This window comes from Kitasatospora sp. NPDC041917, assembly GCF_055589745.1.
Genome location: NZ_JBVJBI010000013.1, coordinates 1 through 25,785 on the forward strand (window position 1 = coordinate 1; position 25,785 = coordinate 25,785).

Below are 25,785 nucleotides of genomic sequence, written 5' to 3' on the forward strand. Positions count from 1 at the left end.
TTGCCCCCTTTTCGTCCCCCTTTTTTTCCGCCCCCCCCCCCCCCCCCCCCCCTTCCCCCCCCCCCCCTTTCCCCCCCCCCCCCCCCCCCCCGCACGCGCCGGATGGCAGGAAAGGTGGGAAGCAGGTCATTGCTGCCACCGCTCCCCGTTGGGAGGCTGGCCGTATGAGAGCGCACAGCGTGGTCATCGTCCTCTTCGAGGGCGTGCAGAGCCTCGATGTGACCGGTCCCCTGGAGGTGTTCGCGGGGGCGGGCCGGGCGTCCGGGCAGCCCCCGGCCTACCGGGTGACCACCGCCTCCCCCGGCGGCGGTCCGGTGCGCAGCCACAGCGGACTGCGGCTGCTGCCGGACGCGGACCTGACCGAGGTCGGGGCGGTGCACACCCTGCTGGTTCCCGGCGGGATGGACACCGAGCGCCCGGACCCGGCCCTGGTGGCACGGATCCGGGAGCTGGCCGGACGGGCCGAGCGGGTGGTGTCGGTGTGCACCGGCGCCTTCCTGCTCGCCGAGGCCGGGCTGCTGGCCGGACGCCGGGCGACCACCCACTGGGCCTACGGCGAGGAACTGGCCCGGCGGTTCCCGGACGTCGAGGTGGACCCGGACCCGATCCACGTCCGGGACGGGCGGATCGCCACCTCGGCCGGGGTCACCGCCGGGATCGACCTGGCGCTGGCCCTGGTGGAGGAGGACCTCGGGCGCGAAACGGCCCTGCTGGTCGCCCGCCACCTGGTGGTCTTCCTGCGCCGGCCGGGCAACCAGGCCCAGTTCAGCACCCAGCTGGCCGCCCAGGTGGCGGCCCGGCGGCCGCTGCGCGAGGTACAGCGGTGGATCGCCGAGCACCCGGAGGCCGACCTCTCGGTCGAGGCGCTGGCCGGCCGGTCGGCGCTGTCGCCGCGGCACTTCGCCCGGGCCTTCGCCGCCGAGGTGGGGGTGACCCCCGGCCGGTACGTGGACGGGGTCCGGCTGGAGGCCGCCCGGCGGCTGCTGGAGGACACCGACGACGGCATCGAGGAGATCGCGCGCTCCTGCGGCTACGGCACCCCGGAGGCGATGCGGCGCGCCTTCGTCCGGGCCCTGGCCGCCCCGCCCGCCGAGTACCGACGCCGCTTCCGACCCGAACCCACCGGAGGTCACTGATGCGCATCGCCATCCTGCTCTACCCCGAGTTCACCACCCTGGACGCGGTCGGCCCGTACGAGGTGCTGTCCCGGATCCCCGGCGCCGAGGTGGTGTTCACCGCCGCCGAACGGGGGCCGGTGCGCAACGACCTCGGCAGCCTGGCGCTCGTCGCGGACGCCGCCCTGGACGAGGTGGACTCGGCCGACCTGCTGCTGGTGCCCGGCGGGCCCGGGACGGAGGCCCAGCTGACGGACCGGGCCGTGCTCGACTGGGTGCGCCGGGTGGACGCGACCACCACCTGGACCACCTCGGTCTGCTCCGGCTCGCTGATCCTGGGCGCCGCCGGGCTGCTCAAGGGCCGCCGGGCCACCAGCCACTGGGGCGTCCTGGACCGGCTGCCCCGCTACGGGGCGGAGCCGACCGGGACGGAGCGGGTCGTCATCGACGGCAAGTACGCCGTCGCCGCCGGGGTCTCGGCCGGGATCGACCTCGCCCTGACGCTGGCCGGCGTGATCAGCGGGGACACGACCGCGCAGGCGATCCAGCTGCTGATCGAGTACGACCCGCAGCCGCCGTACGCGTCGGGCTCCCTGGCGAAGGCGTCCCCCGAGGTGGTCGAGGCGGTCAACCGGCTGATGGTGCGCTAGAGCCGACGGCCGCGTCCCGCCGGGGCGGGAAGGCGTGGCGGCGGGCGGCGGCGGCCACGGCGAGGACGGGGAGCATCAGCGCGAGCACCGTCCAGGGCAGGGCGCCGGTGCCCAGGCCGCTCAGGACCAGGCCGCCGACCACGCCGCCGCCCGCCATCGCGGCGTTCCACAGGGTCACCAGGACGGCCTGGGCGGCGTCCGCCCGCTCCCCGCCCGCGTCGCCGAGCGCGGTCTGGAGCAGGGTCGGGACGCCGCCCCAGCCCAGGCCCCAGAACAGCGCCGCGACGTACACCGGCGGCGCGCCGCCGGACCGCACCGCGAGGACGGCCGCCGTCAGCGCGACCAGCAGCGCGGCGCCGATCGTCAGCTGCCGCAGCCGGCGGTGGATGTGCGCGCCGATCAGCCAGACGCTCGCCAGCGAGGCCAGCCCGAAGACCAGCAGCACGGTGCCGGTGGCGCCGCCGAGGCCGGCCCGGTCCAGGAAGGGCGCGATGTAGGTGAACAGGATGGTGTGCGCGAGCACGAAGAGCACGGTCACGGTGAGCACCGGCCGCACGCCGGGCACGGCGAGCGCCCCGCGGACCGGCGCCCGCTCACCGGCCGGCTGCCCGGGCTGGTCCGGCAGCAGCGCCGCGATCCAGCCGATCACGCCGACCGCCAGGGCCGTCATGGCCAGGAAGGGCACCCACCAGGCGAGCACCTGCCCCAGGAAGGTGCCGACCGGCACTCCCAGCGACAGCGCCACCGGCACGCCCGCCATCGCCACCGCCATGGCCCGCCCCTGCTGCTCGACCGGCACCAGCCGGCGCGCGTACCCCGCGAGCAGGGCCCAGGCCAGGCCGGCCGCGACGCCCGCGAGGAAGCGGGCGGCCAGCGTGAGCGGATAGCTGGTGGAGACCGCGGTGACGGTGTTGGCGACCGCGAAGCCCGCCATCGCGGAGAGCAGCAGCCGCTTGCGGCCCCAGCCGGCGGTGGCCGCGCTGAGCGGGATCGCGGTGACGGCGGAGCCGATCGCGTAGACGGTGACGGTCTGCCCGGCCGCGGACTCGCCGACCCCGAGCGCCTCGCTCATCCCGGGCAGCACGCCGGCGGGCAGGTTCTCGGTGAGACCGGTGACGAAGACGGCGGTGGCCAGGGCGAGCAGGGCGGACAGGGGAAAGGGCTTGCGGGGTAACGGGGTTGTGAGCTGTGTGGTCGCCATGGGGACCATGCTCGGACCTCACACCGGTGTCAGGTTCAAGCATGGCCCCGAAGGCGTCGACTCGCGGGGGCGTCCGGGCCGGCGGAGCGTCCGGGTCAGCGCCCGAAGTAGCCGTTGAAGTTCTTGGAGAACTCCTGGCCGCCGAACCGGTCCCAGTTGATCGACCAGGTCATCAGTCCGCGCAGGTTCGGCTGCGCGCCCGAACGCGGCACGTACGTCCCGCAGTTGGCCAGCTTGGTCAGGCAGTCGAGCGCCTTGTTCACCTCGGCCGGAGCGACGTAGCCGTTGCCCGCGTTGGTGGTGGCCGGCATGCCGATGGCGACCTTGGAGGCGGGCAGCGCCGGGAACACGTTGTTGGTGTTGCCCGCCACCGGGAAGCCCTTGAGCAGCATGTCGGTCATCGCGACGTGGAAGTCGGCGCCGCCCATCGAGTGGTACTGGTTGTCCAGGCCCATGATGGAGCCGGAGTTGTAGTCCTGGACGTGCAACAGGGTGAGGTCGTCGCGCAGCGCGTGGATGACCGGCAGGTACGCCCCGGCCCGCGGGTCCTGGCCACCCCAGGGGCCCGATCCGTAGTACTGGTAGCCGAGTTGGACGAAGAAGGTCTCCGGCGCCATGGTCAGCACGAAGCCCGGACCGTACTTGGCCTTGAGGGTCTTCAGCGCGGAGATCAGGTTGACGATGACCGGGCTGGTCGGGTTCTTGAAGTCGGTGTCACCGGTGTTGAGGGAGAGCGAGTGCCCCTCGAAGTCGATGTCCAGGCCGTCCAGGCCCCACTTGTCGATGATCGCCGAGACGGAGCCGACGAAGGTGTCCCGGGCGGCGGTGCTGGTCAGCTGGACCTGGCCGTTCTGGCCGCCGATCGAGATCAGCACCTTCTTGCCCTGGGCCCGCTTGGCGGCGATGGCGGCCTTGAACTCGTCGTCCGACTCGACGCCCGGGCACTCGGTGGCCGGGCAGCGGTTGAAGCGGATGTCGCCGGAGGTGACGGAGGTGGGCTCGCCGAAGGAGAGGTTGATGAAGTCCCAGGAGTTCGGGACGTCGGCCATCCGGGTGTAGCCGGCGCCGTTGGCGAAGCTCGCGTGCAGGTAGCCGACCAGGGTGTGGCTGCCGGCGGGCGGGCTGGTGGGCGTGCCCGTGGGGGTCCCGGTCGGGGTCCCGGTCGGGGTCCCGGTGGGCGTTCCGGTGGGCGTTCCGGTCGGGGTGCCCGTCGGGGTCGCGGTCGGCGAGGCGGTCGCGGTGGGTGTCGGCGTGGGCGTCGGGCTGGGCGCGCCGGGGCCGTCCAGCGAGATGTCGTCCGCGTAGTAGGTGCCCTGGCCGTACCAGCCGTGGGTGTAGACGGTGGCGCTGGTCTGGCTCGCACCGGTGGTGAAGCTGAGGCTGAGCTTCTGGTACGCGCCGCCGGTGCCGGGCGTCCAGGTGCTCGGGCCGCCGCCGTCCACGCCCAGGTAGACGTACGAGCCGTTGACGAAGGCGCTGAGTGTGTAGGTGGTGTTCGGGGCGACGGTGACGGTCTGGCCGCACTGGGCGGTGTCGCCGGCCGTGGCGGCCGCGGCGAGCGCGCGGCTGCCGCCGTGCACCGGGCCGGTGACGACGCTGCCGGAGTTGCCGGTGCAGCTCCAGGGACCGAGCGAGCCGGACTCGAAGCCGCCGTTGGCCAGGAATTCGCCGGCCGAGGCGGCGGGGGCCAGGCCCAGTGTGGCGCCGACCAGGGCGGCTGCGGCGACGGCGGAGGCGGTACCGGCGGCGAGGGCCGCGCGGCGGCTCGTGACCGGGGTTCCGGGGACGGGTGTTCTGCGCATGCGGGCGCTCCTGCGATGGCGCGGTCGTGGGGGACGTCCGAGGGCACGCCGGAGCACGCGCCAGTGGGGGGAACGGCCCGGCCTGGCACCCAAGTTGGACTAGACCACTGAAGTGGATTCGACCGGGCGGTGTCAATGGTCCAGACCGGTTCCCGGCTTCTCCGGTTGCCGGGGGTGACACCCCGTCGAAGGATGGAGGGGTGACCCCGCCCGGCTACCTCCGCCACCCCCACCTGCACGGCGGCCTGCTCACCTTCACCGCCGAGGACGACGTCTGGATCGCCCCGCTGGACGCCGACGGCGCCGGCACCGGCCGGGCCTGGCGGGTCGGCTGCGACCGCACCCGGGTCAGCGACCCCCGCATCTCCCCCGACGGCACCACCCTCGCCTGGACCAGCTGGCTCGGCCTCACCCCCGAGGTGTGGACCGCCCCGGTCGACGGCGGCCAGGCGAGCCGGCTCAGCTTCTGGGGCAGCCAGGACACCCGGGTGCGCGGCTGGCTGCCGAACGGCGAGGTCCTGGCCGTCACCTCCTACCACGAGCCCTTCGGCCACTACACCTGGGCGCACGCCCTGCCGCCGGACGGCTCCCCCGGTCGCCGGATGCCCTGGGGGCCGGTCGGCGACGCCCAGATGAACCACGAACGGACCGTGCTGCTCACCGGCGCCGCCCCGCACGCGCCCGCCGCCTGGAAGCGCTACCGGGGCGGCGCCACCGGCCGGCTCTGGGTGGACGGCGAGCGGATCCTGCCCGAGCACACCGGGCACCTCGCCGCCCCCATGCCGGTCGCCGGCCGGGTCGCCTTCCTCTCCGACCACGAGGGCATCGGCAACCTCTACTCCTGCCGCCCCGACGGCACCGACCTGCGCCGCCACACCGACCACGCCTCCTACTACGCCCGCGAGGCCGCCACCGACGGCACCCGGATCGTCTACCAGCACGCCGGCGACCTCTGGCTGCTGGACGGCCTGGACGCTCCCGCCCCGCACCGGCTGCGCGTCCCGCTCGGCGGCGCCCGGGCCGGCCGCCGCCCGTACCAGGTCGGCGCCGCGAGCCAGGTCAAGGACCTCGCCTGCGACCAGACCGGCCGGGCCGGGGTGATCACCGTACGCGGCAGCCAGTACTGGCTCACCCACAAGGACGGCCCGGCCCGCGCGCTCGCCGACACCCCCGGAGTGCGCACCCGGCTGCCGGTGGTGCTCGGACACACCGGCGAGGCGGCCTGGATCACCGACGCCGAGGGCGCCGACGCGATCGAGGTGATGCCGCTGCCCGGCCACGCCGAACCTCCGGGCCACGCCGGGCCGCGGAAGCACCACCACCGGGTGCTCGCCGCCGGACGGATCGGCCGCGTCCTGGAGCTCACCGCCTCCCCCGACGGCAGCCGGCTCGCCGCCACCACCTCGGACGGACGACTGCTGCTGGTCCGCGCCGCCGACGGCGAGGTGCGCGAACTGGCCGCCTCCGGCTACGGGCCGGTCTCCAGCGCCCGCTTCTCTCCCGACTCGCACTGGATCGCCTGGTCCGAGCCGGTCGCCGGGCGTTCACTGCGCCGCATCCGGCTCACCCGCACCGACGCGCCGTCCTCGACCACCGACGTCACCGACGGCCGGTTCGAGGACGAGCAGCCGGTGTTCACCCGGGACGGCCGCTACCTGGCCTTCCTGTCCTGGCGCGGCTTCGACCCGGTCCACGACGTGCACACCGGCGACCTCTCCTTCCCGCTCGGCTGCCGCCCGTACCTCGTCCCGCTCGCCGCCGACACCCCCTCGCCGTTCTCCGCCCCGGCCGAGGACGGCGCCCCGCACCACGACGGCGACGGCACCGTCCGGGTCGACCCGGACGGCATCGGCGAGCGGCTGCTCCAGTTCCCGGTGATCGCCTCCAAGTACTCGGCCACCGACGCGGTGCGCGGCGGCCTGGTCTGGCTGCGCTGGCCGATCTCCGGCACCCTCGGCCAGACCTTCGCCAGCCCGGAGGACACCTCGGGCCGCCCCTCGCTGGAGCACTTCGACCTGGCCCGGGGCACCCGCAGCACCGTGGTCGACAAGCTGGACGGCTACGCGGTCTCCGGGGACGGCGGCTCGATCGCGGTCTACTCGGCCGGGACGCTGCGGGTGATCCCGGTCGGCGCCCCCTCCGCCGGGACCACCGTCGACCTGCGCCGGATCACCCACACCGTGCACCCGGCCGCCGAGTGGCGCCAGGCCTACCACGAGGCGGCCCGGATCGTCCGGGACCAGTTCTGGGACGAGCGGATGTCCGGCCTGGACTGGCCCGCGCTGGTCGCCCAGTACGAGCCGCTGCTGGACCGGGTCTGCTCCCCCGACGACTTCGCCGACCTGCTGCGCGAACTCCTCGGCGAACTCGGCACCTCGCACGCCTACGTCACCCCGTCCCGGCGCGCCGAGGGCCCCACGCTCGCCCAGCAGCCGCTCGGCCTGCTCGGCGCCAACGCCCGCCACGCCCCCGACGGCCGCTGGCTGGTCGACCGGGTGCTGCCCGGCGAGACCTCCGACCCGCGCGCCCGCGCCCCACTGGCCGCCCAGGGCGTCCGGGACGGCGACGAGTTCCTGGAGATCGGCGGCCGCCCGGTGGACCCGCTGCGCGGACCGCTGCCGCTGCTGGCCGGCACCGGCGGCAGCACGCTCGAACTGGCCCTGCGCAGCGGCCCGGACGGCCCGGTGCGGCGGATCGTGATCACCCCGCTGACCGACGAGCGGCCCATCCGCTACCAGGACTGGGTGACCAGACGACGCGCCCTGGTGCGGGAGTTCAGCGACGGGCGGTGCGGCTACCTGCACATCCCGGACCTCGGCGGCTCCGGCTGGGCACAGTTCAACCGGGACCTGCGGCGCGAGCTGGACAAGCCCGCGCTGGTCCTGGACGTCCGCGGCAACGCCGGCGGCAACGTCTCCGAACTGGTGCTGGAGAAACTCTCCCGGCACGTCCTGGCCTGGGACTTCAGCCGGGACCGCCGACCGGTGCGCTGGCCCCGGCACGCACCGCGCGGACCGCTGGTGGCACTGGCCGACGAGGCCACCAGCTCGGACGGCGACGTGATCATCGCGGCGATCAAGCTGCTCGGGCTCGGCCCGGTGATCGGCACCCGCACCTGGGGCGGGGTGGTCGGGATGAGCGGGCGCCACACCCTCGGCGACGGCACCCAGATCTCGGTGCCGAAGAACGCCTCCTGGTTCGGCGGCGGGCTGGGCTGGTCGGTGGAGAACCGGGGCGTCGAGCCCGACGTGCACGTGCTGCGCACCCCGCGCGACTGGGCCCGGGGGCGCCATCCGGAGCTGGTCGCGGCCGTCCAGCTGGCCCTGGAGCTGCTGGAGGACGCGCCCGCCGCGGCGCCCCCGCCGGAGTCCACGCCCCGGCCGGACCTGCGGCGACCGCCGCTGCCGCCGCGTGCGGGGTGATCCCCGGGCTCAGCCCCAGGGGTCGCCCTCGGCGGTCATGTTCTCGGCGGCGCGCCGGTCGTCCTCCTCCTGGGCGAGCCGTTCCTGCTGCTCCCGGGTCCGCTCGACGTCGTTGCCGTACGCGTCGGCGGCCTCGTCGTGGGCGAGGGCGGCGCGCTGGGCGGCCTCCTGCCCGGTGGACTCGTGCTGCGGCCGGTGGAACAACCTGTCGAAGATGCCCATGACTCCTCCAAACGGGGTGGACGGGAGGTCGGAAGACCGGGCTGCCCCCACTCTCACACCGGGTGCCCACGGGCGCACCTTGAGCCTTTGGTCCCTGGTGGACGCGCCCAAGGACCGTAGCCGCGGGCCCTCGGCCGGGCGCAGATTGGGGCCGTCGGCGAAATCGACGCCACCCTCTGGAGCCCGCTGTGACCGTCGCACATCCCGGAAGCCACGCCCGGCGCACCGCCGAGGACCCGCACGACGGACCGCGCCGGCGGGTCGGCCCGCTGGCCGCGCTGGACGGCCGGCTGCCCGGCGCGCACGACCTGCTGCTGATGCAGTGCCCCAGCTCGCTGCGGCCCCTCGCCGGCGGCGAGCTGCCGCCGTGGGCGCGGGCGGTGCTGCGGGCGCACCCCTGGGTGACGGTCGGCCGGGCACCCGCCGTGGTCGGCAACCCGGTGGACCTCCCGCACCCGCAGCGCTGCACCCGGGACCCGGAGGCGGCGCCCGAACTGTGGTTCCCGGTCACCGTGCGCGGCCCGCGCCCCGGACAGCGGATGGACGCGCTGGCCCCCTGGGCGGCGGTGGCCCGGACGCTGCGGCCCGAGCAGCTGGTCGAACGGCGCGAACGGCTGGCCCCCGAACGGCTGGCCGGCATTCCGGCGCTGGCCCTGCTGCCGGAGGTCGGCCGGCTGGTGGCGGACCACCGGCTGCCCTGGGGCCCGATCGGCGCGGTCGGCTACGAGCTGGGCAGCGGGGTGCCGGTGAGCGGACCGCTCAGCCCGCTGCGGCTGGTGCTGCGCTGCCCGCAGCCGATCAGCCGGCGCGACGCCCTGCAGCTGCGGCGGGCGCTGACCAAGCTGCCGGTCCCCGTGCAGGCCGAGCTGGAGACCCGGCACGGCTCGGTCCAGCTGGCCGAGTACGCCTCCGGCGCCCACAGCCTCACCCTGCTCACCCCGGACGGCCCCCGCGAGGTCCGTGACCCGTGGTTCCCCCGGGGCCCGTTCGTCTGAGCGGCCGGACCGGTCGGGCGGCTCCCGCCGGGGCCGGGGCAATCTCGGAGTTGGCGCGAGGGCGCGGCACCCGGGACGATGGAGCGTCCTCCGACCGTCCCGGACAAGGGAGTTGCCCCGTGCCGCACATCACCATCGACAACGGACAGCCGGGAATCAGCGGGCTGCTGGCGCTGCGCCCGGACACCGCGGCCCCGCTGGGGATGCTCGCCAACGCGCTGCTGCGGGACCCGGCCCCGATGAGCCGGGGCGAGCGCGAGCTGGTCGCCGCCTACGTCTCCCGGCTCAACGGCACCCGCTTCTGCGAGGGCTCCCACAGTGCCTTCGCCGCGGCGCAGTTGGACGGCGGCGAGGACCTGGTGAAGGCGGCCCTGACCGATCCCTCGGCCGCGCCGCTCACGGAGCGGATGCGGGCCCTGCTGCGGATCGCGGCGGAGGTGCAGAAGCAGGCCGCGCCGGTTTCGAAGGAGGCGGTGGCCGCCGCCCGCGCGGCCGGCGCCGGTGACACCGAGATCCACGACACCGTGCTGATCGCCGCCGCGTTCTGCATGTACAACCGGTACGTCGACGGCCTGGCCACCGACCTTCCCGAGGACCCGGGCTACTACGCCGAGGGCGCGAAGCGGATCGTCGACTCCGGCTACGCCCGCGGGAACTGAGCAGCGGGGACCGGACCGCCGGGCGGCGCCGTCCTCGGACGACGCCGCCCGGCGGCGTTCGCGCGCCGCGCCCGGTGCGTTCGGCCGTCAGCCGGTGACGCTCGCCGCACCCGTCTCCAGGTGGCCGGTGAAGCGCTGGGACCAGCTGCTGTCGGCGTCCACCGTGACGGTGAAGTCGTACCAGCCGTTGTTGTACGCGACCGCGTTGAAGAAGTCGCTGACGCTGCCGCCGGCCGGGACCTGGTACGTCCAGGGGCCGTCCGTCCGGTAGTTGTTCGAGGCGATGGTGAAGGTCACCGCCGTGCTGCCGGAGTTGGCCAGCTCGAACCGGAGCGCGAGCTTCCCCGTCCCCGGCTCGACCGCGTACGAGGCGGTGACGGCCGCGTTCCTGCCCGCCTTGGTGAGGTCGCCGGTGAAGCGGCGCAGGAAGCGGTTCGGGCCGACGACGGTCAGGTCGTACTTGCCGTTGCCGAAGCCGTTGGTGCCGCAGTTGAAGAAGTCGGTGACGGGGCTGCCGGAGTCGACGGTGTACTGCCAGGGGCCGCCGCTGCGGTAGGCGTTGGCGTAGGCGGCGAAGTGGGAGGCCCGGGCGGCGCCGTCGTTGGTCATCTTCACCCAGACGTGCATGACGCCGCCGGCGTCGGCGTCCCAGTGGTCCAGGTTGGCGTTCGGCTGGTACGGCAGGGCGCGCGCGGGCCGGGTACCGGACTCCTGCACCGGCAGCTGGTTGTTCACCGGGGCCGGGTTGGGCAGCGGGCCGCAGGCGGACAGGCCGATGGTCTGCGAGGTGTCGGGCAGCGCGGGCAGGCCGTACACCGGGTGGGCGAAGTCGAACACGCTGGTCAGGTCGCCGCAGACGCGGCGGCGCCAGTCGCTGATGCTGGGACAGGTGGCGGGCTTGCCGAGGGCGGCCGTCCAGACCTCCAGGAAGCGCAGCACCGAGGTGTGGTCGAAGGTCTCGGAGTTGACCCAGCCGCCGCGGGTCCAGGGCGAGACGGCGATCAGCGGGACGCGGAAGCCGAGGCCGATGTTGGTGCCGTTGTAGAACTCGCCCGGGGTGCCGGCCGGGGCGGCCGGCGGCGGGACGTGGTCGAAGAAGCCGTCGTTCTCGTCGTAGTTGAGGAACAGCACGGTGGAGTTGAAGACGTTCGGGTCCGCGTTGAGCGCGTCTATCACCATGTGGACGAAGTGCGCGCCGTCGGCCGGGGTGGCGTACGGGTGCTCGGAGGAGGCCTGGTCGGCGACGATCCAGGAGACCTGCGGGAGGGTGCCGGCCAGCACATCGGCCTTGATCGCGGCGGCGATGTCGTCCGGGGTCCTCCCGGTGACCTTGGGCACCGAGCCCATGCCCTTGACCGCCAGCGGGCTGCCGGCCGGGGCGCCGGTGAAGTTGGTGAAGTACGCCAGGGCGTTGTCGCCGTAGTTGTCGGCGGCGTTCTGGTAGACCTTCCAGCTGACGCCCGCCGTCTCCAGCGCCTCGGCGTAGGTCTGCCAGCGCAGGCCCTTCTCGTCGCCGCCGTCGTAGGCCGGGCCGCCCGCGGCGCCGGACGGGTCGATCTGTCCGGACCAGTGGTAGGTGCGGTTGGGGCCGGTCGCGCTCAGCACGGAGCAGTGGTAGGCGTCGCAGATGGTCCAGTTCTCGGCCAGCGCGTAGTGGAACGGGATGTCCTGGCGGGTCAGGAAGCCGAGCGTGCGGACGTTGCCCTTGGCGGCGACCCAGGAGTCCAGCTTTCCGCCGTTCCAGGCCTTGTGCTGGTCGGACCAGCCGTGGCTGAGGTCCCCGTTGCACTGGGCGAGGCGCTCGGGGTCGGCACCGCCGGCCGGCTTGGTCTGGCTGAACTGCCACGGGTACTGGCGGCCGAACAGGCCGTTGGGCTGGTTGAAGACGCTGTAGCCGCCGGATATCTGGATCGCGCTGCGGTCGGCGAAGCCGCGCACGCCGCGCAGCGTGCCGAAGTAGTGGTCGAAGCTGCGGTTCTCCTGCATCAGGATCACCACGTGCTGGGCGTCGGTGATGGTGCCGGTCGTGCCGAGCGCGGTGGTGGCGGCGGTCGCGGCCGTGCCGCCCGGGGCGGCCCCCGCGGCGGCACCGGTGCCGGCCACCGCGAGGCCCGCCGCGGCGGCACCGGACAGCGTGACGAACTTCCTACGACTCAACTCGGCCATCAGCCCGGCCCGTCCCTTCGCTGGCGATGTTGTGCACACAAGTCGGAGCTCACTCGATCGCGCAGCAGTCTCCACCGCGCGCGAAGCGGCCCACCAGATGCGTGCGACAGGATTGGCGGACTGTTCGTCGGGGCGTCACCGAGCGACGCCCGGCTGAACGGGCGAAGGGGGCCGGGTGCTCAGCGGTCCTTGACCTCGATCCCCAGCGCGTGAGCGAACTGCGGTGCCAGCTCCATCAGTTGGAGGGAGCTGATGACCGCGCCGCGCAGCCCCTGGTGGCCGTCGGCCAGGCCGAGCCGGACGGCTCCGCGCAGGTCCGTCCGGCTCAGCGTCGCGCCGCGCAACCGGACCTCCTCCAGGGTCGAGCCGGGGAAGGACACCCCGGTCAGCTTCGCCCCGCCGAAGTCCACGTCGCGCAGCAGGCAGTCCTCGAACACGACGTCCCGCAGGACCGCCGAGCGCAGGTTGACCGCCTCCAGCTTGCAGCCCCGGAACACCACCCGGCGCAGCGCCGCGCCGTACCCGGCGACCCCGGCGAGCACCCCGCCCGCGAAGGAGCTGTCCTGCCACTCGGAGTCGCTCAGGTCGCAGGCGACCCAGCGGCCGGCCTGCACCCACACCTCGTTGAACCGGGCCTGGCGCAGCTTGACCCCGCTGAGCGCGACACCGGTGAAGGCGCACTCCAGGAAGGCCGCCCCGGCACCCGACTCGTCGGTGTGCTCGCCCCCGTCGAAGTGCGCGGTGTCGTACCGCTCGTCGCTGCGCAGCGGCCCGGTGTGCGGGCGCAGCAGCTCGGCGTACGGGAGGTCGGCGAGCCGGTCGGGGACGGCACGGGACATGGCGGTGGCTCCTGACGGTCGGGGGCGGAGGGGTCTCGCCCGCATGCTCGCACGCGGCACCGACAACGCCCGGCACCGACAACGCCCGGCAGCGACGACGCCCGGCACCCGGCGTCGCCCGGCAGCAGCGCCCGACGCCTCCCCGACACGGCGGCGCCCCGGACCGGCCGCCTCGGCGCGGCCGGTCCGGGGCGTTCACCGCTCGGGTCAGCCGCGCACCCAGAGCGAGTTGACGCGAGTGCGCTCGGCGCTGTTCGGGTACGGGTTGGTGCAGGAGGTGCCGGGGCCGCCGCCCGACATCAGCTCGCTGCACGGACCGGAGTAGTGGTCCGGCAGGCCGAGCACGTGCCCGGTCTCGTGCGCCACCACACGCACCGAGCTGTACTGCTGGTTCTGCTGGTAGTCGAGGAAGACGTAGCCGCGCCCGTGGCCGTCGGTGCTGGCGTAGGAGCCGCGGCTGTCGTTGCCCTCGTAGTAGCGGAAGTCGGCGGCCGAGCCGGACCGCAACTGGACGTTGGCGACCGAACCGTTCCAGATCTGCGCGGCCTGGGATATCTGGTTGCGGAAGGACGGGGCGGAGCTGGCGTCGTAGGTGACGGTGACGGTCGCCAGGCCCGGGTTGGCGGCCTGCTTGGCCTTGGCGGAGGCCATCACGGCCTGGAAGAAGGCCTGGTTGTTCGCGGCCTCCGCGGCCGAGCCGGCGTACGTCGAGGCGGTGTAGCCCTGCACGGCCGGGGCGGCCGGGGCCGCGGCGGCGGCCGTGGTGGGCAGGACGGCGAGGCCGGCCGCGAGGGCGAGGCCGAGGGTGGCGGACAGCACGGATCGCTTCATGTGGGGGCTCCGATTCCTGAGGTGACGTGGCCGGTTGGGGGCCGGCCCGGGGGAACACCTGGTCAACGGGTGGTGTCCCCAGAGCTTCGGGCAACCCGGTGCGTGCGCGGATGATGCCAACCCGCGATAGCACCGTCCAATACCCCTGTGATGGGGCCGAATTGAGTCGCCTTTTCCTGGCCTTGACTCAATCGTTCCCCTGGCATTCCGTTCCGGCGGCGACTAGGCTCCCGTTCGGGGAAGTACCCGGTGCGGCGGGCCGCCCGATTCCGGCCGGGCGGCCCGCCGCTCCGAACCCGCCTGCGGGCCGGGTCAGTTCCGCGCCGCGAGTCCGTTCTCCCAGAGGGAGTCGACCTGGCCGCGCTCGTCGCCGTCGGGGTACGGGTTGGTGCAGGACGGGCCGGGGCCGCCGCCCGACATCAGCTCGCTGCACGGACCGGAGTAGTCGTCGGGCAGGCCGAGCACGTGCCCGGTCTCGTGCGCCACCACGCGCACCGAGCTGTACTGCTGGTTCTGCTGGTAGTCGAGGAAGACGTAGCCGTGGCCGTGGCCGTCGGTGCTGGCGTAGGAGCCGCGGCTGTCGCTGCCCTCGTCGTACGAGAAGTCGCCGCTGCCGCCGGTCTCCTGGAGCCGCACGTTGCGCACCGAGCTGTTCCAGATCTGCGCGGCCTGGGATATCTGGCCGGTGAAGGAGGGCGCGTTCGCGGTGTCGTAGGTGACGGTGACGGTCAGCAGCCACGGGTTCGCGGCCTGCCGGGCCTTGGCCGAGGCCATCACGGCGTGGAAGAAGGCCTGGTTGTCCGCGGTCTCCGCGGCCGAGCCGGCGTACGTCGAGGGGGTGTAGCCCTGGACGGCGGCCGGGGCGGCCGGGGCGGCCGGGGCCGCGGCGGCCACGGTGGCGGGCAGGGTCGCGAGGCCGGCCGCGAGGGCCAGGCCCAGGGCGGCGGACAGCACGGATCGCTTCATGCGGGGGCTCCGGTTTCGCGGTGCGCCGCCGCACCGGGGCCGGTGGGGGCCGGGCCCGGGGGCGGTGCACGGTGGGGGCCGTCCCGGCGGTGACCGGGGCGGGTTGCTGTCCCCGAGCTTCGACCCGCCCGGGGCCCTCGCGGATGATGCCAACCGGCGATAGCTCGGCCGCATAGCGGCCGGGTCCGCCACGCCGCCGCGTCGGGTCGGTCCGCCGGTCGGTCCGCCGACCGGCCCTTCGGCACGCCCTTGAATGCCTGTCATGTCCTTGGCGAGGCGGTGCGGCGGCGTCTATGCTCCGGACGTGGAGCTCGACGTGAGACACCTCCGGGTGCTGTGCGCGATCGCCGACAGCGGCAGCCTCCGCAAGGCCGCGCTCCAGCTCGGCATGACCCAGCCCTCCCTCACCACCCAGCTGCACCGGATCGAACGGGCCATCGGCGGCGCCCTGTTCACCCGCGAGCAGACCGGCAGCAGGCCGACCGCGCTCGGTCACTCGGTGCTCTCCCGGGCCCGGCCGGTGATCACCGAGATGGCCGCCCTGGTGACCGCCGCCCGCCAGGAGGCCCGGGACGCGGCCGGGCCCGGCCGGCAACGGCGGCTGCGGATCGGCAGCGTCGGCAGCCGGGCGGTCGCGGCCTGGCTGCGCCGGGTGCACGAGCGGCTGCCGGACACCGACACCACCATCCACGTGGACGTCTCGGCCAGCGCGCTGCTGCGGATGGTCGCCGCCGACCAGCTGGACGTGGCCTTCGTGTACGAGAGCGAGGGCTTCCCGCTGCGGGTGCCGCCGGACGCCGAGCAGCGGGTGCTGATGGCCCGGGAGCCGCAGTTCGTCGCGCTCGCGGCCGGACACCCGGCCGCCGCCCGGCCGGTCGTCCACCTGGCCGACCTCGCCGAGGACACCTGGATGGTCGACCCGACCGCCGACCACGAGTACGCGGCGATGCGCCGGGTGTTCAGCGAGGCCGGGCTCAACCCCCGGGTGGTACAGGTGCGGGACAACGCCACCGCCGCCGAGCTGGTCGCCTCCGGCGAGGCCGTCCGCCCCTGCCAGCCGACCTCGCTGCCCGGGCCCGGCACGGTGGTCCGCCCGGTGCACGGGGACCCGCTGACCGTCCGGCTGCTGTTCACCTGGCGTCCGCGCGTGCTCAGCCCGCCCGCGCTGGACGCGCTCTACGGCGAACTGCGGGCCGCCTACCTGGATCTGGCCAAGGTGAACCCCGCCTACCTGGACTGGCTGGCCCGGCACGAGCCGGTACTGCTGGAGCGGGTCGGCCAGTCCCGCACTTCGCGGTGACCGAATCGCGGACCTGGCCCGGCTTCTTCTAGCGGACCCGGTAGATCTGGCCGGTCTGCGAGCCATCGATCGAGCGGACGTACGCTGTCGCCACCCGGGCGGCGGGCACCGCCTCCATGCCGGGGAAGAAGGGCCCGTAGGCGGGCAGGGACTCCTCGACCACGGTCGGGCTCACCGCGTTGATCCGCTGGGGCGGGAGTTCGATCGCGGCGGCTCGTACGAACGCCTCGACGGCACCGTTCGCCGCGGATGCGGCAGCCCCGGCCACGATCGGCTCCTCGGTGAGGATCCCGCTGACCAGCGTGAACGAGCCGGTCCTGGCCACCTGGGAGGCGCCCTGGCGGACCAGCTCCAACTGGCTCAGCGCCTTGCCGCGGAACGTCGCCGCGACATCGCCGGCGGTCAGCTCGCCGAGCGGTTTGAACACGGCCTCGCCCGCCGCGACCGCGACCGCGTCCAGCGGGCCCGCCTGCGCGTACAGCCTGGCCACCGCTTCCGGGTCGGTGACGTCGGCCACCAGGTCCCCGCCCGTGCGGCCCACGCCGATCACCTCGTGGCCGCGCTCCGCGAGCGCCCGGCGCACCGCACTGCCCAGCGTTCCGCTCGCACCGACCAGAAGAATCCTCATGACCCACACCGTCCATCACATCTCGGGACCGAATCCCGGGAACGGCCCCGGGTACCTGTGACACTACGGATCACGCCCGGTCCCCGGAAATGCCGCTTGGGCAGGGACTATGCTCTGCGGGCATGGATGATGTGGAACTGCGTCACCTCAGGGCCCTGGACGCGCTGGCAGAGGCGGGCACCGTCACCGCCGCCGCAGCCCGGCTGCACATGACGCAACCCGCCCTCTCCCGCACGCTTGCCCAGATGGAGACCCGCGTCGGCGTCCGGCTCGTCGACCGCTCCTCCCGGCACCTGGCCCTCACCCAGGCCGGCACCACCCTCCTCGAACACGCCCGGGCGATCCTCGCCCACCTGGATGCGGCCCTCGCGGAGGCCCGGACGATCTCCCGCCCCCTACGGCTGGGCTACACCTGCGCGGTGCTCGGACAGCAGACCGTCCCGCTGCTCCGGTCGTGGCGCCGCACGTACCCGCACGCCCCGCTCGAGGTGGTCCGGCGGGACAACAGCACCGCAGGCCTCGCCACCGGGGACACCGACGTGGCAGTGCTCCGCACCGTCCCCGCCGATCCGCGCATCCGTACCGAGGCCCTCTACACGGAAGGCCAGGTCGCGGCCGTGTCCGACGACCACCCCCTTGCCGACCGGGACCGGGTGCTGCTGGCCGAACTCACCGTCCGCCAGGACCTCCCGCTGGCCCTGTGGCCGGGCGTCGGTACCGCCTCACCGGACCTGTGGCCCCCGGAGCAGCGCCCGGTCGGGACGGTCGAGGTGGGCAACGTGGACGAGTGGCTGAACCTCATCGCCACCGGCGGTGCGTTCGGCCTCGGCGCGGCAGGCACCGCGGAGAGCCACGGCCATCCGGGCGTCCGCTTCCTCCCGGTCTCGGACGCCCCCGGCGCCACCGTCTACCTCGCCCACCCCGCTCACCCCGTCCATCCCCGGACGGGGGACTTCCTCGCGATGGTCCGGGAGGTGGTGAGCGGCTGGCCGGAGGCTCCGCACCTGGACGTGACGATCGACAGCCGACTGGCGATGGCCTCGGAATCTCACGATGCGGAGGTCGGGCGGGGTCCGGCCCTCCTCCGAACTCTGCCGGTTCAGGCGCCCGGTCCTCACTCTCCCGAGTGAGGTGTGAGGGACGGGGCTAGCGGGCACCCGCGCTGCCGGCACCCGGCCCGCCGGCACCCGCCCGCCTGCTCTCCCGGCCGTGGATCAGCACGCCCACCGCGACCATCAGCGCGCAGACCAGGCCCGCCGCGAGCACCCCGGAGCCGCCGAGCGCGGTGCAGGCCAGCACCAGCACGGCCCCCGTCGGCGCCACCGCCTGGGCCACCGCGCCCCGCTTGGTGTGCCGGGAGTGCAGCAACCAGACCGTGAACAGATAGAGCGCGGTGGGCACGGTGACCGTCGCGGTGGCGGCGGTCTCCGAGATGTGCGCCTTGTGCACCGCCGACTCCACCGCGACCTCCAGCCCGGTGCCGATCGCCGCCGCCGAGCCGAACACCAGGTAGTGCCCGTACCCCCAGACCAGTGCCTGCCGGTTGGACCGCAGGTGCTCGTGGACGGACCGGGCGAAGTAGATCCACCAGGCCGAGAAGCAGATCAGCAGCCCGCCGACCGCGACCGGTACCAGCCGCCCCGGGCTCTCGTGCCCGTCCACCGCCGACTGCACCGCGACGGTCGCGGCCGCCACCGTCTCGCCGAGCACGATCAGGGTGAACAGCCCGTACCGCTCGGCGATGTGGTGCGGGTGCCAGGAGGTCCGCATCCGCAGCTCGGCGATCACCGGCACGGCCAGCTCGCACAGCACCCCGACCGGGATGACGTACGACCGGACGCCGGGCGGCAGGAACAGCACCACCACCCAGCCGACCTGGCAGAGCGTGATCCCCGCCGCGTAGCCCAGCGCGACCCGGCGCGCCGGGCCCTGTTCGCCGGCGGCCGCGCGCAGCCACTGGGTGACCATCGCCAGGCGCATCACCACGTAGCCGACGATCGACAGCGTCAGGTCCTGGGTGGCGAACAGCCGCGGCACCCCGGCGGCGAGGATCAGCACCCCGGCGATCTGCACCAGCGTGGTGACCCGGTACGGCACGTCGTCGACGTCGTACGCGGAGGCGAACCAGGTGAAGTTCATCCAGGCCCACCAGATCGCGAAGAAGGTCAGCGTGTAGCCGCGCAGGCCCTCGCCGTAGTGCCCGGCCGCCAGGGAGTGGGCCAGTTCGCGCCCGGCCTGGCCCACCGCGACCACGAAGCAGAGGTCGAAGAAGAGCTCCAGCGGGGTGGCGACCCGGTGCGGCTCGTGCCGGTCGCGCGGGACCATCCGGCGCACCGGCGGCGGGTCGACGGGGTGGCCGGGGGGTGCCGCGGCTGCGGGGTCACTGACCATCGGAGCTGCTCCGGGAGTCGGGAGGGGGGTCGTCCCGCGCATCCTGGCAGCGCCTCCGGCCCGGTGCACGCACCGGCGCGGCAGGTGTGCACGCGCCGGCAGGGCAGTGTGCACGCTCGGGCAGGGCAGGTGTGCACGCTCGGGCGCGTAGCGAGAACCCCGCGCGCCCCCGGTCACGATGGCCCTGAATATCCCTTTTTCCCTTGTCGTCAGCCCCAGTTGACGCTCCGGTGCGCGAACCGGGTGACAGCGCGGCGGGTTTCCGGGCGCGCCCCGCGCGCTGCCCCGCGGGCGACCGGCGCGCCGCTAGATTCTTCCCCGGTTGGAAGAGCGCGGGCCCTGCCGGGCCCCATGACACGGGCGGCCTGCGGGCAACGCGGAAGGTCAAGGCGGGTGGCGGGACAGCGGGGGCGGCAGAGCCGATCCTCCCGCGTCCGCGCCACCGGCCTCGTGATCACCGCGCTGCTCGCCAGCGCCTGCCGTGCGGCCCGTCCCGTCCCGGCGCCGGCTACTTCTCCCAGCCGATCCTGCTGTAGTCCTCCCCCGCCAGGCCGAAGGCCCCGTAGTTGGCCAGGCCCTTGCGGGTCGCCACCACCTCCGGCCGCTGGTAGAGCTCGACGGTGTGGCCGAGTTCCCAGATCTTCGCGTCCGCCTGGTTGTAGAGCTTCGCCGCCTCCTGCGGGTCGACCGTCCCGGCCGCCTTCTTCAGCAGGTCGTCGATCTCCTGGCTGCCCAGGCGCGAGGGGTTGCTGAAGCTGTTGTCACCCACCGGCAGCCGGAAGTTGGTCAGGCTCTTGGACAGCGGGAAGGAGTCGGTGTTGCGCCAGCTCGCGATCTCGAACTTGCCCGGGTTCACGTACTTGGTGAAGAAGTCGTTGGCCGCCACCTTGTCCAGGCTGACCTTGACCCCGACCGCCTGCCACATCGCCACCGCCGCGGTGGCCAGGTCGATCTGGGCCTGCGGCGTGGAGTCGTTGAGCACCCAGTGCAGTTCCAGCGGCCGGCCGTCCTTGGTCCGCGGCTGGCCGCCGGACTCCTTCCAGCCCGCCTCGTCCAGCAGCTTCTTGGCCGCGGCCGGGTCGAACTTCGCCCAGTCGCCGGAGGTGTCCTGGTACCCGGTCTGGTTGGGCATGAAGATGTGGTTGCCGAGCGGCTTGAACTCCACCGGCACCCCGTTGTTGGCGATCTTGATCAGTGCCGGGCGGTCCAGCGCCCTGCCGAGCGCCTGGCGGACCTTCCGGTCCTCCAGCGCGCCGGTGCCGCCGAAGGAGATGTGCACCTCGTCCCACGGACTGGCGGCCCGGATCACGGTGTCCTTGGCGCTCTTGAGCTGCCCGTACGCGGTGGCGGTGCCGGCCGCGGCGTAGTCGATCTCGTTGTTGAGGTACGCCTGGGTCGTCGCCGCCTGGGACATCACCCGGAAGGTCACCTTGTCGACCTTGGCCCTGGTGCCCCACCAGGCCGGGTCCGGGACGAGGGTCAGGGTCTGCGCGGTCTTGTCCGCCGTGCCGACCTTCAGCGCGCCCGCGGTGATCGGGATCTTCTCCACCCAGCCCTTGTTGAAGTCGTCCGGGGTGGAGATGCCGGCCGCCGGCATCAGCGGGCGGAACAGGTTCTGCCAGTCGGCGTACGGCTCGGCGAAGGTGACCTTGACCTCGCTCGGGTCGGCGCCCTGCTCGACCGCGGAGATCTGCTCGTAGCCGGACGGGTCGGAGAGGTTGTACGCCGGGTCCTTGCCGCTCGCGGCCTGCCAGTCGGCCTTGAAGTCCAGGTAGCTCAGCGGCTTGCCGTCCGACCACTTGGCCTTGGGGTTGAGCTTGTAGGTGACCACCTGCGGCGAGGTCGAGGTGACCTTGGCGTCCACCAGGTAGTCCGGGTCGGGCAGGAAGGTGCCGGCGGCGTCCGTGGTGAAGAGCGAAGGCTCCAGGTTGCGCATGATCGAGACCGTGGAACCGTAGTAGCCGTCCACCTGCAGCGGATTCCACTGGGTGATCCACTGGTACAGCGGGAAGCGCACCTCGCCGCCGTCCTTGATCTGGTCCAGCGGCTTGGGGTTGAGGTCGTTGGAGCCCTGTCCCGGCGGCTCGCTCCTGGCCGCGCCGTCGACGGAGCCACCCCCGCCCGAGGTGCACGCGGTGACCGCGAGCGCGACGGCGACGGCGAGGGCGGCCGCCCGGCCGAGACGGCCGGCCGTGGTGGAAGCGTCCATGAGGGTCCCCTGGGATCGATGACGGGATGTGGGGCGCGCGAGGTGTGACGAGGCTTGAGCGTGGGCAGCCAATTCGGCATCGAGCGAGCAGAACGTAACAGCGGATCAGACCGACCACCAGGGGGAGGAGCGCACGTCTGATCCAAAAGTCACACACGGCAACACGGACGCAACACCACCTCAGTGCGCCGGTGCTTCACTCTGACCTGCGCTTTCCCAACTCCCTTGCCAAACCACCCGACTGACGCCCGAACGGGCCTGGACCGAAGGCCAACCGATGCCCACCAGACGCGTCGGCCCCACCCGCACCGCAGCGGGCGGCCGTTGATGCTCCGCTACCTGGCGAAACGCCTGGGCTACTACGCGGTGCTGCTGATCGCCGCCGTCTTCCTGGCGTACGCGATCTCCGCGACCGCCCTGCAGCCGCGCACCTACTTCGACGCCAAGGTCCCCCGCCCGGCCGCCGAATCGGTCGAACGCCAGCTCACCGCGCTCAACCTGAACGACCGCACCCCGGTCGTCGAGCGCTTCGGCCACTGGGCCGGCGGGCTGCTCCACGGCGACCTCGGCCGGACCATCCACGACACCCCGGTCACCGACGACTTCGGCCGCCGGGTCTGGGTCTCGCTGCGCCTGCTGCTGATCGGCAGCCTGCTCGGCATGGTCCTGGGCGTCGCGGCCGGGGCCTGGAGCGCGGTGCGCCAGTACCGGGTCTCCGACCGGCTGCTCACCGTGCTGTCCTTCGTACTGCTCTCCACCCCGGTCTTCCTGGTCGCGCTGTTCCTCAAGAACGGCGCGATCACCGCCAAGGACGCGGTCGGCCACGAGGTGATCCCGTTCACCGGCTACGAGACCCCCGGGCTCACCGGCGGCCTCGGCACCCACCTCGCCGACTGGGCGCTGCACCTGCTGCTGCCCACGATCTCGCTGGCCCTCGGCGGCCTCGCCACGTACAGCCGCTACCAGCGCGGCACCATGCTCGACGTGCTCGGCTCGGACTACCTGCGCACCGCCGAGGCCAAGGGTCTGACCCGCGGCCGGGCGCTGCTCAAGCACGGACTGCGCACCGCGGTGATCCCGATGTCGACCATGTTCGCCTACAGCTTCCTGGGCATCTTCACCGGCGCGATCTTCACCGAGACGATCTTCGGCTGGCACGGCATGGGCGAGTGGCTGATCCAGTCGATCAACGAACAGGACGTCAACTCCGTGGTGGCCGTCAACCTGTTCACCGCCGTCGTCGTCCTCGCCTCCGGCTTCCTCGCCGACACCCTGCACGCCGCCCTCGACCCGCGCGTGCGGTCCTGACCGGAGGTGACCTGAGATGACCACCACCGTCGCCGATCCCTCCGCCCCGGCCACCGGTCCCCGGACCACCGGTCGCGGACGGCTCGTGCTCAACCGGCTGCTCGCCGCCCGCGGCGCCGTCGCCGGGACCGTCGTCGTCCTGCTGCTGTTCCTGCTCGCCTTCGGCGGCCCGTACCTCACACCCTGGGACTACGCCACTCCCGACTTCTCCGCACTGCACCAACCCCCCTCCGCCGAGCACTGGTTCGGCACCAACGGGGTCGGTCAGGACGTCTTCGCGCAGACCGTCCGCGGCCTGCAGAAGTCGCTGGTCATCGGCCTGCTGGTGGCACTGTTCTCCACCGTGCTGGCCTCCGTGGTCGGCGCCTGCGCCGGCTACTTCGGCGGCTGGGCCGACCGGGCGCTGATGTTCCTGGTGGACCTGCTGCTGGTCTTCCCCGCCTTCCTGATCATCACCATCGTCTCGGCCCGGCTGAAGGGCGCCGGCTGGATCGCCTTCGTCCTGCTGCTCGCCCTGTTCAACTGGATGATCACCGCCCGGGTGGTCCGCTCGATGACCATCTCGCTGCGCGAGCGCGAATTCGTCCGCGCCGCACGCTTCATGGGGGTGCGGCCGCTGCGGATCATCAGCCGGCACATCCTGCCGAACGTCGCCTCCTTCCTCATCATCGACGCCACCATCGCGGTCGGCGGCGCCGTGATGAGCGAGACGGCGCTCTCCTACTTCGGCTTCGGGGTCAAGCCGCCGGACGTCTCGCTCGGCACCCTGCTCGCCGCCGGAACCGGTGAGGCCCCGGTGTTCCCCTGGCTGTTCTACTTCGCCGCCGCCCTGCTGGTGCTGTTCGTCCTCGCCGTCAACCTGATCGGGGACGGGCTGCGCGACGCGCTCGACCCCACCTCCGGGGCCGCGCCCCGCCGTTCGCCCCGTACCCGTCGTTCCGCCGGCCGTAGGAAGCACCCGTGACCACCACCGTCGAAACCCCGCTGCTCGCCGTCCGGGACCTGCGGGTGGACTTCGCCGGGCCCGACGGCCCGGTCCCCGCCGTCCGCGGGGTGGACCTCACCCTGCGGCGCGGCGAAACCCTCGGCATCGTCGGCGAGTCCGGCTCCGGCAAGTCCGTCACCGCGCTGTCCGTGCTCGGGCTGCTGCCCGGCACGGCGAGCGTCAGCGGCTCGGTGCGGCTGGACGGACGGGAACTGGTCGGGCTGCCGGGCCGGGAGCTCGCCGCGATCCGCGGCCGCCGGATCGCCATGGTCTTCCAGGACCCGCTCTCCGCCTTCACCCCGGTCTACCGGATCGGCGACCAGATCGCCGAGGCGGTCCGCATCCACCAGCGGGTGGACAAGGCCGCCGCGCGCCGCCGGGCCGCCGAACTCCTCGACCTGGTCGGCATCCCGGCGCCCGACCGGGCCCTGGACAGCTTCCCGCACGAGTTCTCCGGCGGCATGCGCCAACGCGCGATGATCGCCATGGCGGTCGCCAACGAACCCGACATCCTGCTCGCCGACGAGCCCACCACCGCGCTCGACGTCACCATCCAGGCCCAGGTGCTGGACGTGCTGCGCACCGCCCGGCAGGAGACCGGCGCGGCCCTCGTCCTGGTCAGCCACGACCTCGGGGTGATCGCCGGAACGGCCGACCGGGTCGCGGTGATGTACGCCGGACGGGTGGTCGAGACGGCCGGGGTCGACGAACTGTTCGCGGCCCCCCACCACCCCTACTCGCTCGGCCTGATCGGCGCACTGCCCCGGCTGGACGGGCGCGGCGGTCCGCTCGTGCCGATCCCCGGCACCCCGGCACCGATGGCCGAACTGCCCCCGGGCTGCCCGTTCGCGGCGCGCTGCCCGCTGGCGCAGGAGCGCTGCGCCACGGCCGAGCCCGCCCTGGAGGGGGCGGACGGCCACCTGTCGGCGTGCGTGCGCTCGGCGGAGCTCGCCGATCGGCGGCCCGCGCCGGCCGAGGTCTATCCCGTCCCGGAGCTGCCCTCCACCGCCGTCGGCCCCCGCGACCGCTCCGCACGGACGCCGGTGCTGTCGGTGACCGACCTCGGAAAAACGTTTCCCCTGCTCAAGGGCACCGTGTTCAAGCGCAAGGTCGGCGAGGTGTACGCGGTGGACGGCGTCGACCTGGACCTGCGGGAGGGCGAGACCCTCGGCCTGGTCGGCGAGTCCGGCTCCGGCAAGTCCACCACCCTGTTCGAGTTGCTGCGGCTCGGCGCCCCGGAGACCGGCCGGATCGAACTGTTCGGCCGGGACACCGCCGCCCTCACCCGGGCCGAGACCCACCGGCTCCGCGCCCGGGTGCAGATCGTCTTCCAGGACCCGATGGCCAGCCTGGACCCCCGAATGCCGATCGGCGACATCGTCGCCGAACCGCTGCTCGCCCAGCGCACCCCGCGCGAGGAGATCGCCCGCCGGGTGCCCGAGCTGCTGCGCCAGGTCGGCCTCGACCCGGAGCACGCCGTCCGCTACCCGCACCAGTTCTCCGGCGGCCAGCGCCAGCGCGTCTCCATCGCCCGGGCGCTCGCCGTCCGGCCCGGCCTGCTGGTGCTGGACGAACCGGTCTCCGCGCTGGACGTCTCCATCCAGGCCGGCGTGCTCAACCTGCTCCAGGCGCTCAAGGCCGAGCTGGGCCTGTCCTACCTGTTCGTCTCGCACGACCTCTCGGTCATCCGGCACCTCGCCGACCGGGTCAGCGTGATGTACCTCGGCCGGACGGTCGAGCAGGGCGAGGTGACCGCCGTCTTCGACCGCCCCCGCCACCCCTACACCCGCGCCCTGCTCTCGGCCGTCCCGCTCCCCGACCCCGCCGCCGAACGCGCCCGCGACCGCGTCCTGCTGGCCGGCGACCCTCCCCCGCCCACCGAGCGCCGCACCGGCTGCGTCTTCCGCACCCGCTGCCCGCGCTACGCCGGACTGACGTCCCCGGCGGACCGGGCCCGCTGCGAGCGGGAACGGCCGGCCCTGGTCGAGGGCGCGCCGGGGACAGACCACAGTGCGGCCTGCCACCACCCGGACCCCGGAGGAAACGACACAGGGTGATCACTCGAACACGATTCGGTGGATCCGGTCGGCGCCGTG

The 25,785-nt window shown here is 73.7% G+C and carries 20 protein-coding genes; 10 read left to right on the forward strand and 10 right to left on the reverse strand.

The features are described 5' to 3' along the window. Nucleotides 1-164: 164 nt before the first annotated feature. Entirely contained in the window at nt 165-1,136 is a 972-nt protein-coding gene (locus ACZ6EM_RS17800; protein ID WP_452178090.1) for a GlxA family transcriptional regulator, read from the forward strand. Beyond that, a complete protein-coding gene (locus ACZ6EM_RS17805; protein WP_452178089.1) occupies nt 1,136-1,765 on the forward strand; it encodes a DJ-1/PfpI family protein in 630 nt (209 codons plus the stop codon). The genes ACZ6EM_RS17800 and ACZ6EM_RS17805 overlap by 1 nt, the downstream gene beginning before the upstream one ends. On the opposite strand, the gene ACZ6EM_RS17810 is transcribed toward ACZ6EM_RS17805, so the two are convergent. Both ACZ6EM_RS17810 and ACZ6EM_RS17815 read right to left on the reverse strand, forming a co-directional pair. Continuing rightward, nucleotides 1,743-2,966: an MFS transporter gene (locus tag ACZ6EM_RS17810; RefSeq protein WP_465772718.1), complete on the reverse strand. Its 1,224-nt coding sequence runs from the start codon at nt 2,964-2,966 to the stop codon at nt 1,743-1,745. The genes ACZ6EM_RS17805 and ACZ6EM_RS17810 overlap by 23 nt on opposite strands. 95 nt (nt 2,967-3,061) lie before the next feature. Next, nucleotides 3,062-4,768, reverse strand: coding sequence for a chitinase (locus ACZ6EM_RS17815; protein ID WP_465772719.1), 1,707 nt, complete (start codon nt 4,766-4,768; stop codon nt 3,062-3,064). 200 nt (nt 4,769-4,968) lie between these two features. Between ACZ6EM_RS17815 and ACZ6EM_RS17820 the strand changes: the two genes are divergently transcribed. Continuing rightward, entirely contained in the window at nt 4,969-8,190 is a 3,222-nt protein-coding gene (locus ACZ6EM_RS17820; protein WP_452178085.1) for a S41 family peptidase, read from the forward strand. 9 nt (nt 8,191-8,199) lie between these two features. Here the strand turns inward: ACZ6EM_RS17820 and ACZ6EM_RS17825 are convergent, their stop codons facing one another. Then, the gene (locus ACZ6EM_RS17825) at nt 8,200-8,412 is read right to left on the reverse strand and encodes a hypothetical protein (protein WP_359901784.1); all 213 of its coding nucleotides are present in this window, start codon (nt 8,410-8,412) and stop codon (nt 8,200-8,202) included. A gap of 188 nt (nt 8,413-8,600) precedes the next feature. On the opposite strand from ACZ6EM_RS17825, the gene ACZ6EM_RS17830 reads away from it, so the two are divergent. Both ACZ6EM_RS17830 and ACZ6EM_RS17835 read left to right on the forward strand, forming a co-directional pair. After that, nucleotides 8,601-9,407, forward strand: a complete 807-nt coding sequence (locus ACZ6EM_RS17830) for a phosphoribosyl-dephospho-CoA transferase MdcG domain-containing protein (protein WP_452178084.1) — start codon at nt 8,601-8,603, stop codon at nt 9,405-9,407. A gap of 119 nt (nt 9,408-9,526) precedes the next feature. Next, nucleotides 9,527-10,066: a carboxymuconolactone decarboxylase family protein gene (locus ACZ6EM_RS17835; protein WP_359901790.1), complete on the forward strand. Its 540-nt coding sequence runs from the start codon at nt 9,527-9,529 to the stop codon at nt 10,064-10,066. A gap of 87 nt (nt 10,067-10,153) precedes the next feature. Here ACZ6EM_RS17835 and ACZ6EM_RS17840 read toward each other — a convergent pair whose 3' ends face one another. The 4 genes from ACZ6EM_RS17840 to snpA (ACZ6EM_RS17855) form a co-directional block, all read right to left on the reverse strand. Continuing rightward, nucleotides 10,154-12,232 (reverse strand): phosphocholine-specific phospholipase C, encoded by a 2,079-nt coding sequence (locus ACZ6EM_RS17840; RefSeq protein WP_465772720.1) that lies wholly within the window; start codon nt 12,230-12,232, stop codon nt 10,154-10,156. Nucleotides 12,233-12,411: 179 nt separating this feature from the next. After that, nucleotides 12,412-13,071: a pentapeptide repeat-containing protein gene (locus ACZ6EM_RS17845; protein ID WP_401048512.1), complete on the reverse strand. Its 660-nt coding sequence runs from the start codon at nt 13,069-13,071 to the stop codon at nt 12,412-12,414. 207 nt (nt 13,072-13,278) lie between these two features. Beyond that, complete coding sequence (gene snpA, locus ACZ6EM_RS17850) at nt 13,279-13,902, reverse strand: snapalysin (RefSeq protein ID WP_359901799.1); 624 nt, start codon at nt 13,900-13,902, stop codon at nt 13,279-13,281. A 312-nt stretch (nt 13,903-14,214) separates the two neighbouring features. After that, nucleotides 14,215-14,868 carry a snapalysin gene (snpA, locus tag ACZ6EM_RS17855; protein WP_465772721.1) on the reverse strand — a complete coding sequence of 218 codons (654 nt, stop codon included), beginning with the start codon at nt 14,866-14,868 and terminating at the stop codon, nt 14,215-14,217. Nucleotides 14,869-15,172: 304 nt separating this feature from the next. Here snpA (ACZ6EM_RS17855) and ACZ6EM_RS17860 point away from each other — a divergent pair, with 304 nt between their 5' ends. Next, complete coding sequence (locus tag ACZ6EM_RS17860; RefSeq protein WP_452178081.1) at nt 15,173-16,168, forward strand: LysR family transcriptional regulator; 996 nt, start codon at nt 15,173-15,175, stop codon at nt 16,166-16,168. 28 nt (nt 16,169-16,196) lie between these two features. Here ACZ6EM_RS17860 and ACZ6EM_RS17865 read toward each other — a convergent pair whose 3' ends face one another. Next, nucleotides 16,197-16,796 (reverse strand): short chain dehydrogenase, encoded by a 600-nt coding sequence (locus tag ACZ6EM_RS17865; RefSeq protein WP_465772722.1) that lies wholly within the window; start codon nt 16,794-16,796, stop codon nt 16,197-16,199. Between the two features lie 122 nt (nt 16,797-16,918). On the opposite strand from ACZ6EM_RS17865, the gene ACZ6EM_RS17870 reads away from it, so the two are divergent. Beyond that, on the forward strand, nt 16,919-17,926 hold the full coding sequence (locus ACZ6EM_RS17870; protein ID WP_465772723.1) for a LysR family transcriptional regulator: 1,008 nt from the start codon (nt 16,919-16,921) through the stop codon (nt 17,924-17,926). A gap of 16 nt (nt 17,927-17,942) precedes the next feature. Here ACZ6EM_RS17870 and ACZ6EM_RS17875 read toward each other — a convergent pair whose 3' ends face one another. Beyond that, complete coding sequence (locus tag ACZ6EM_RS17875) at nt 17,943-19,187, reverse strand: low temperature requirement protein A (protein ID WP_452178078.1); 1,245 nt, start codon at nt 19,185-19,187, stop codon at nt 17,943-17,945. Nucleotides 19,188-19,695: 508 nt separating this feature from the next. Further along, the gene (locus ACZ6EM_RS17880) at nt 19,696-21,396 is read right to left on the reverse strand and encodes an ABC transporter family substrate-binding protein (RefSeq protein ID WP_465772724.1); all 1,701 of its coding nucleotides are present in this window, start codon (nt 21,394-21,396) and stop codon (nt 19,696-19,698) included. Nucleotides 21,397-21,723: 327 nt separating this feature from the next. On the opposite strand from ACZ6EM_RS17880, the gene ACZ6EM_RS17885 reads away from it, so the two are divergent. Genes ACZ6EM_RS17885 through ACZ6EM_RS17895 form a run of 3 tightly spaced genes read left to right on the forward strand, consistent with a single transcriptional unit; the run spans nt 21,724 to nt 25,746 of the window. After that, nucleotides 21,724-22,704 carry an ABC transporter permease gene (locus ACZ6EM_RS17885; RefSeq protein WP_401043962.1) on the forward strand — a complete coding sequence of 327 codons (981 nt, stop codon included), beginning with the start codon at nt 21,724-21,726 and terminating at the stop codon, nt 22,702-22,704. Between the two features lie 16 nt (nt 22,705-22,720). Next, complete coding sequence (locus ACZ6EM_RS17890) at nt 22,721-23,668, forward strand: ABC transporter permease (RefSeq protein ID WP_401043965.1); 948 nt, start codon at nt 22,721-22,723, stop codon at nt 23,666-23,668. Continuing rightward, nucleotides 23,665-25,746: an ABC transporter ATP-binding protein gene (locus ACZ6EM_RS17895; protein ID WP_465772725.1), complete on the forward strand. Its 2,082-nt coding sequence runs from the start codon at nt 23,665-23,667 to the stop codon at nt 25,744-25,746. The genes ACZ6EM_RS17890 and ACZ6EM_RS17895 overlap by 4 nt, the downstream gene beginning before the upstream one ends. Nucleotides 25,747-25,785 lie beyond the last annotated feature (39 nt).

Coding starts and splice junctions, on each gene's coding strand:
- ACZ6EM_RS17845 (WP_401048512.1), bottom strand. CDS start 13,071: ATGTCCCGTGCCGTCCCCGACCGGCTCGCCGACCTCCCGTACGCCGAG.
- ACZ6EM_RS17800 (WP_452178090.1), top strand. CDS start 165: ATGAGAGCGCACAGCGTGGTCATCGTCCTCTTCGAGGGCGTGCAGAGC.
- ACZ6EM_RS17885 (WP_401043962.1), top strand. CDS start 21,724: ATGCTCCGCTACCTGGCGAAACGCCTGGGCTACTACGCGGTGCTGCTG.
- ACZ6EM_RS17880 (WP_465772724.1), bottom strand. CDS start 21,396: ATGGACGCTTCCACCACGGCCGGCCGTCTCGGCCGGGCGGCCGCCCTC.
- snpA (WP_359901799.1), bottom strand. CDS start 13,902: ATGAAGCGATCCGTGCTGTCCGCCACCCTCGGCCTCGCCCTCGCGGCC.
- ACZ6EM_RS17875 (WP_452178078.1), bottom strand. CDS start 19,187: ATGGTCAGTGACCCCGCAGCCGCGGCACCCCCCGGCCACCCCGTCGAC.
- ACZ6EM_RS17815 (WP_465772719.1), bottom strand. CDS start 4,768: ATGCGCAGAACACCCGTCCCCGGAACCCCGGTCACGAGCCGCCGCGCG.
- ACZ6EM_RS17805 (WP_452178089.1), top strand. CDS start 1,136: ATGCGCATCGCCATCCTGCTCTACCCCGAGTTCACCACCCTGGACGCG.
- snpA (WP_465772721.1), bottom strand. CDS start 14,868: ATGAAGCGATCCGTGCTGTCCGCCGCCCTGGGCCTGGCCCTCGCGGCC.
- ACZ6EM_RS17890 (WP_401043965.1), top strand. CDS start 22,721: ATGACCACCACCGTCGCCGATCCCTCCGCCCCGGCCACCGGTCCCCGG.
- ACZ6EM_RS17825 (WP_359901784.1), bottom strand. CDS start 8,412: ATGGGCATCTTCGACAGGTTGTTCCACCGGCCGCAGCACGAGTCCACC.
- ACZ6EM_RS17810 (WP_465772718.1), bottom strand. CDS start 2,966: ATGGCGACCACACAGCTCACAACCCCGTTACCCCGCAAGCCCTTTCCC.
- ACZ6EM_RS17870 (WP_465772723.1), top strand. CDS start 16,919: ATGGATGATGTGGAACTGCGTCACCTCAGGGCCCTGGACGCGCTGGCA.
- ACZ6EM_RS17840 (WP_465772720.1), bottom strand. CDS start 12,232: ATGGCCGAGTTGAGTCGTAGGAAGTTCGTCACGCTGTCCGGTGCCGCC.
- ACZ6EM_RS17865 (WP_465772722.1), bottom strand. CDS start 16,796: ATGAGGATTCTTCTGGTCGGTGCGAGCGGAACGCTGGGCAGTGCGGTG.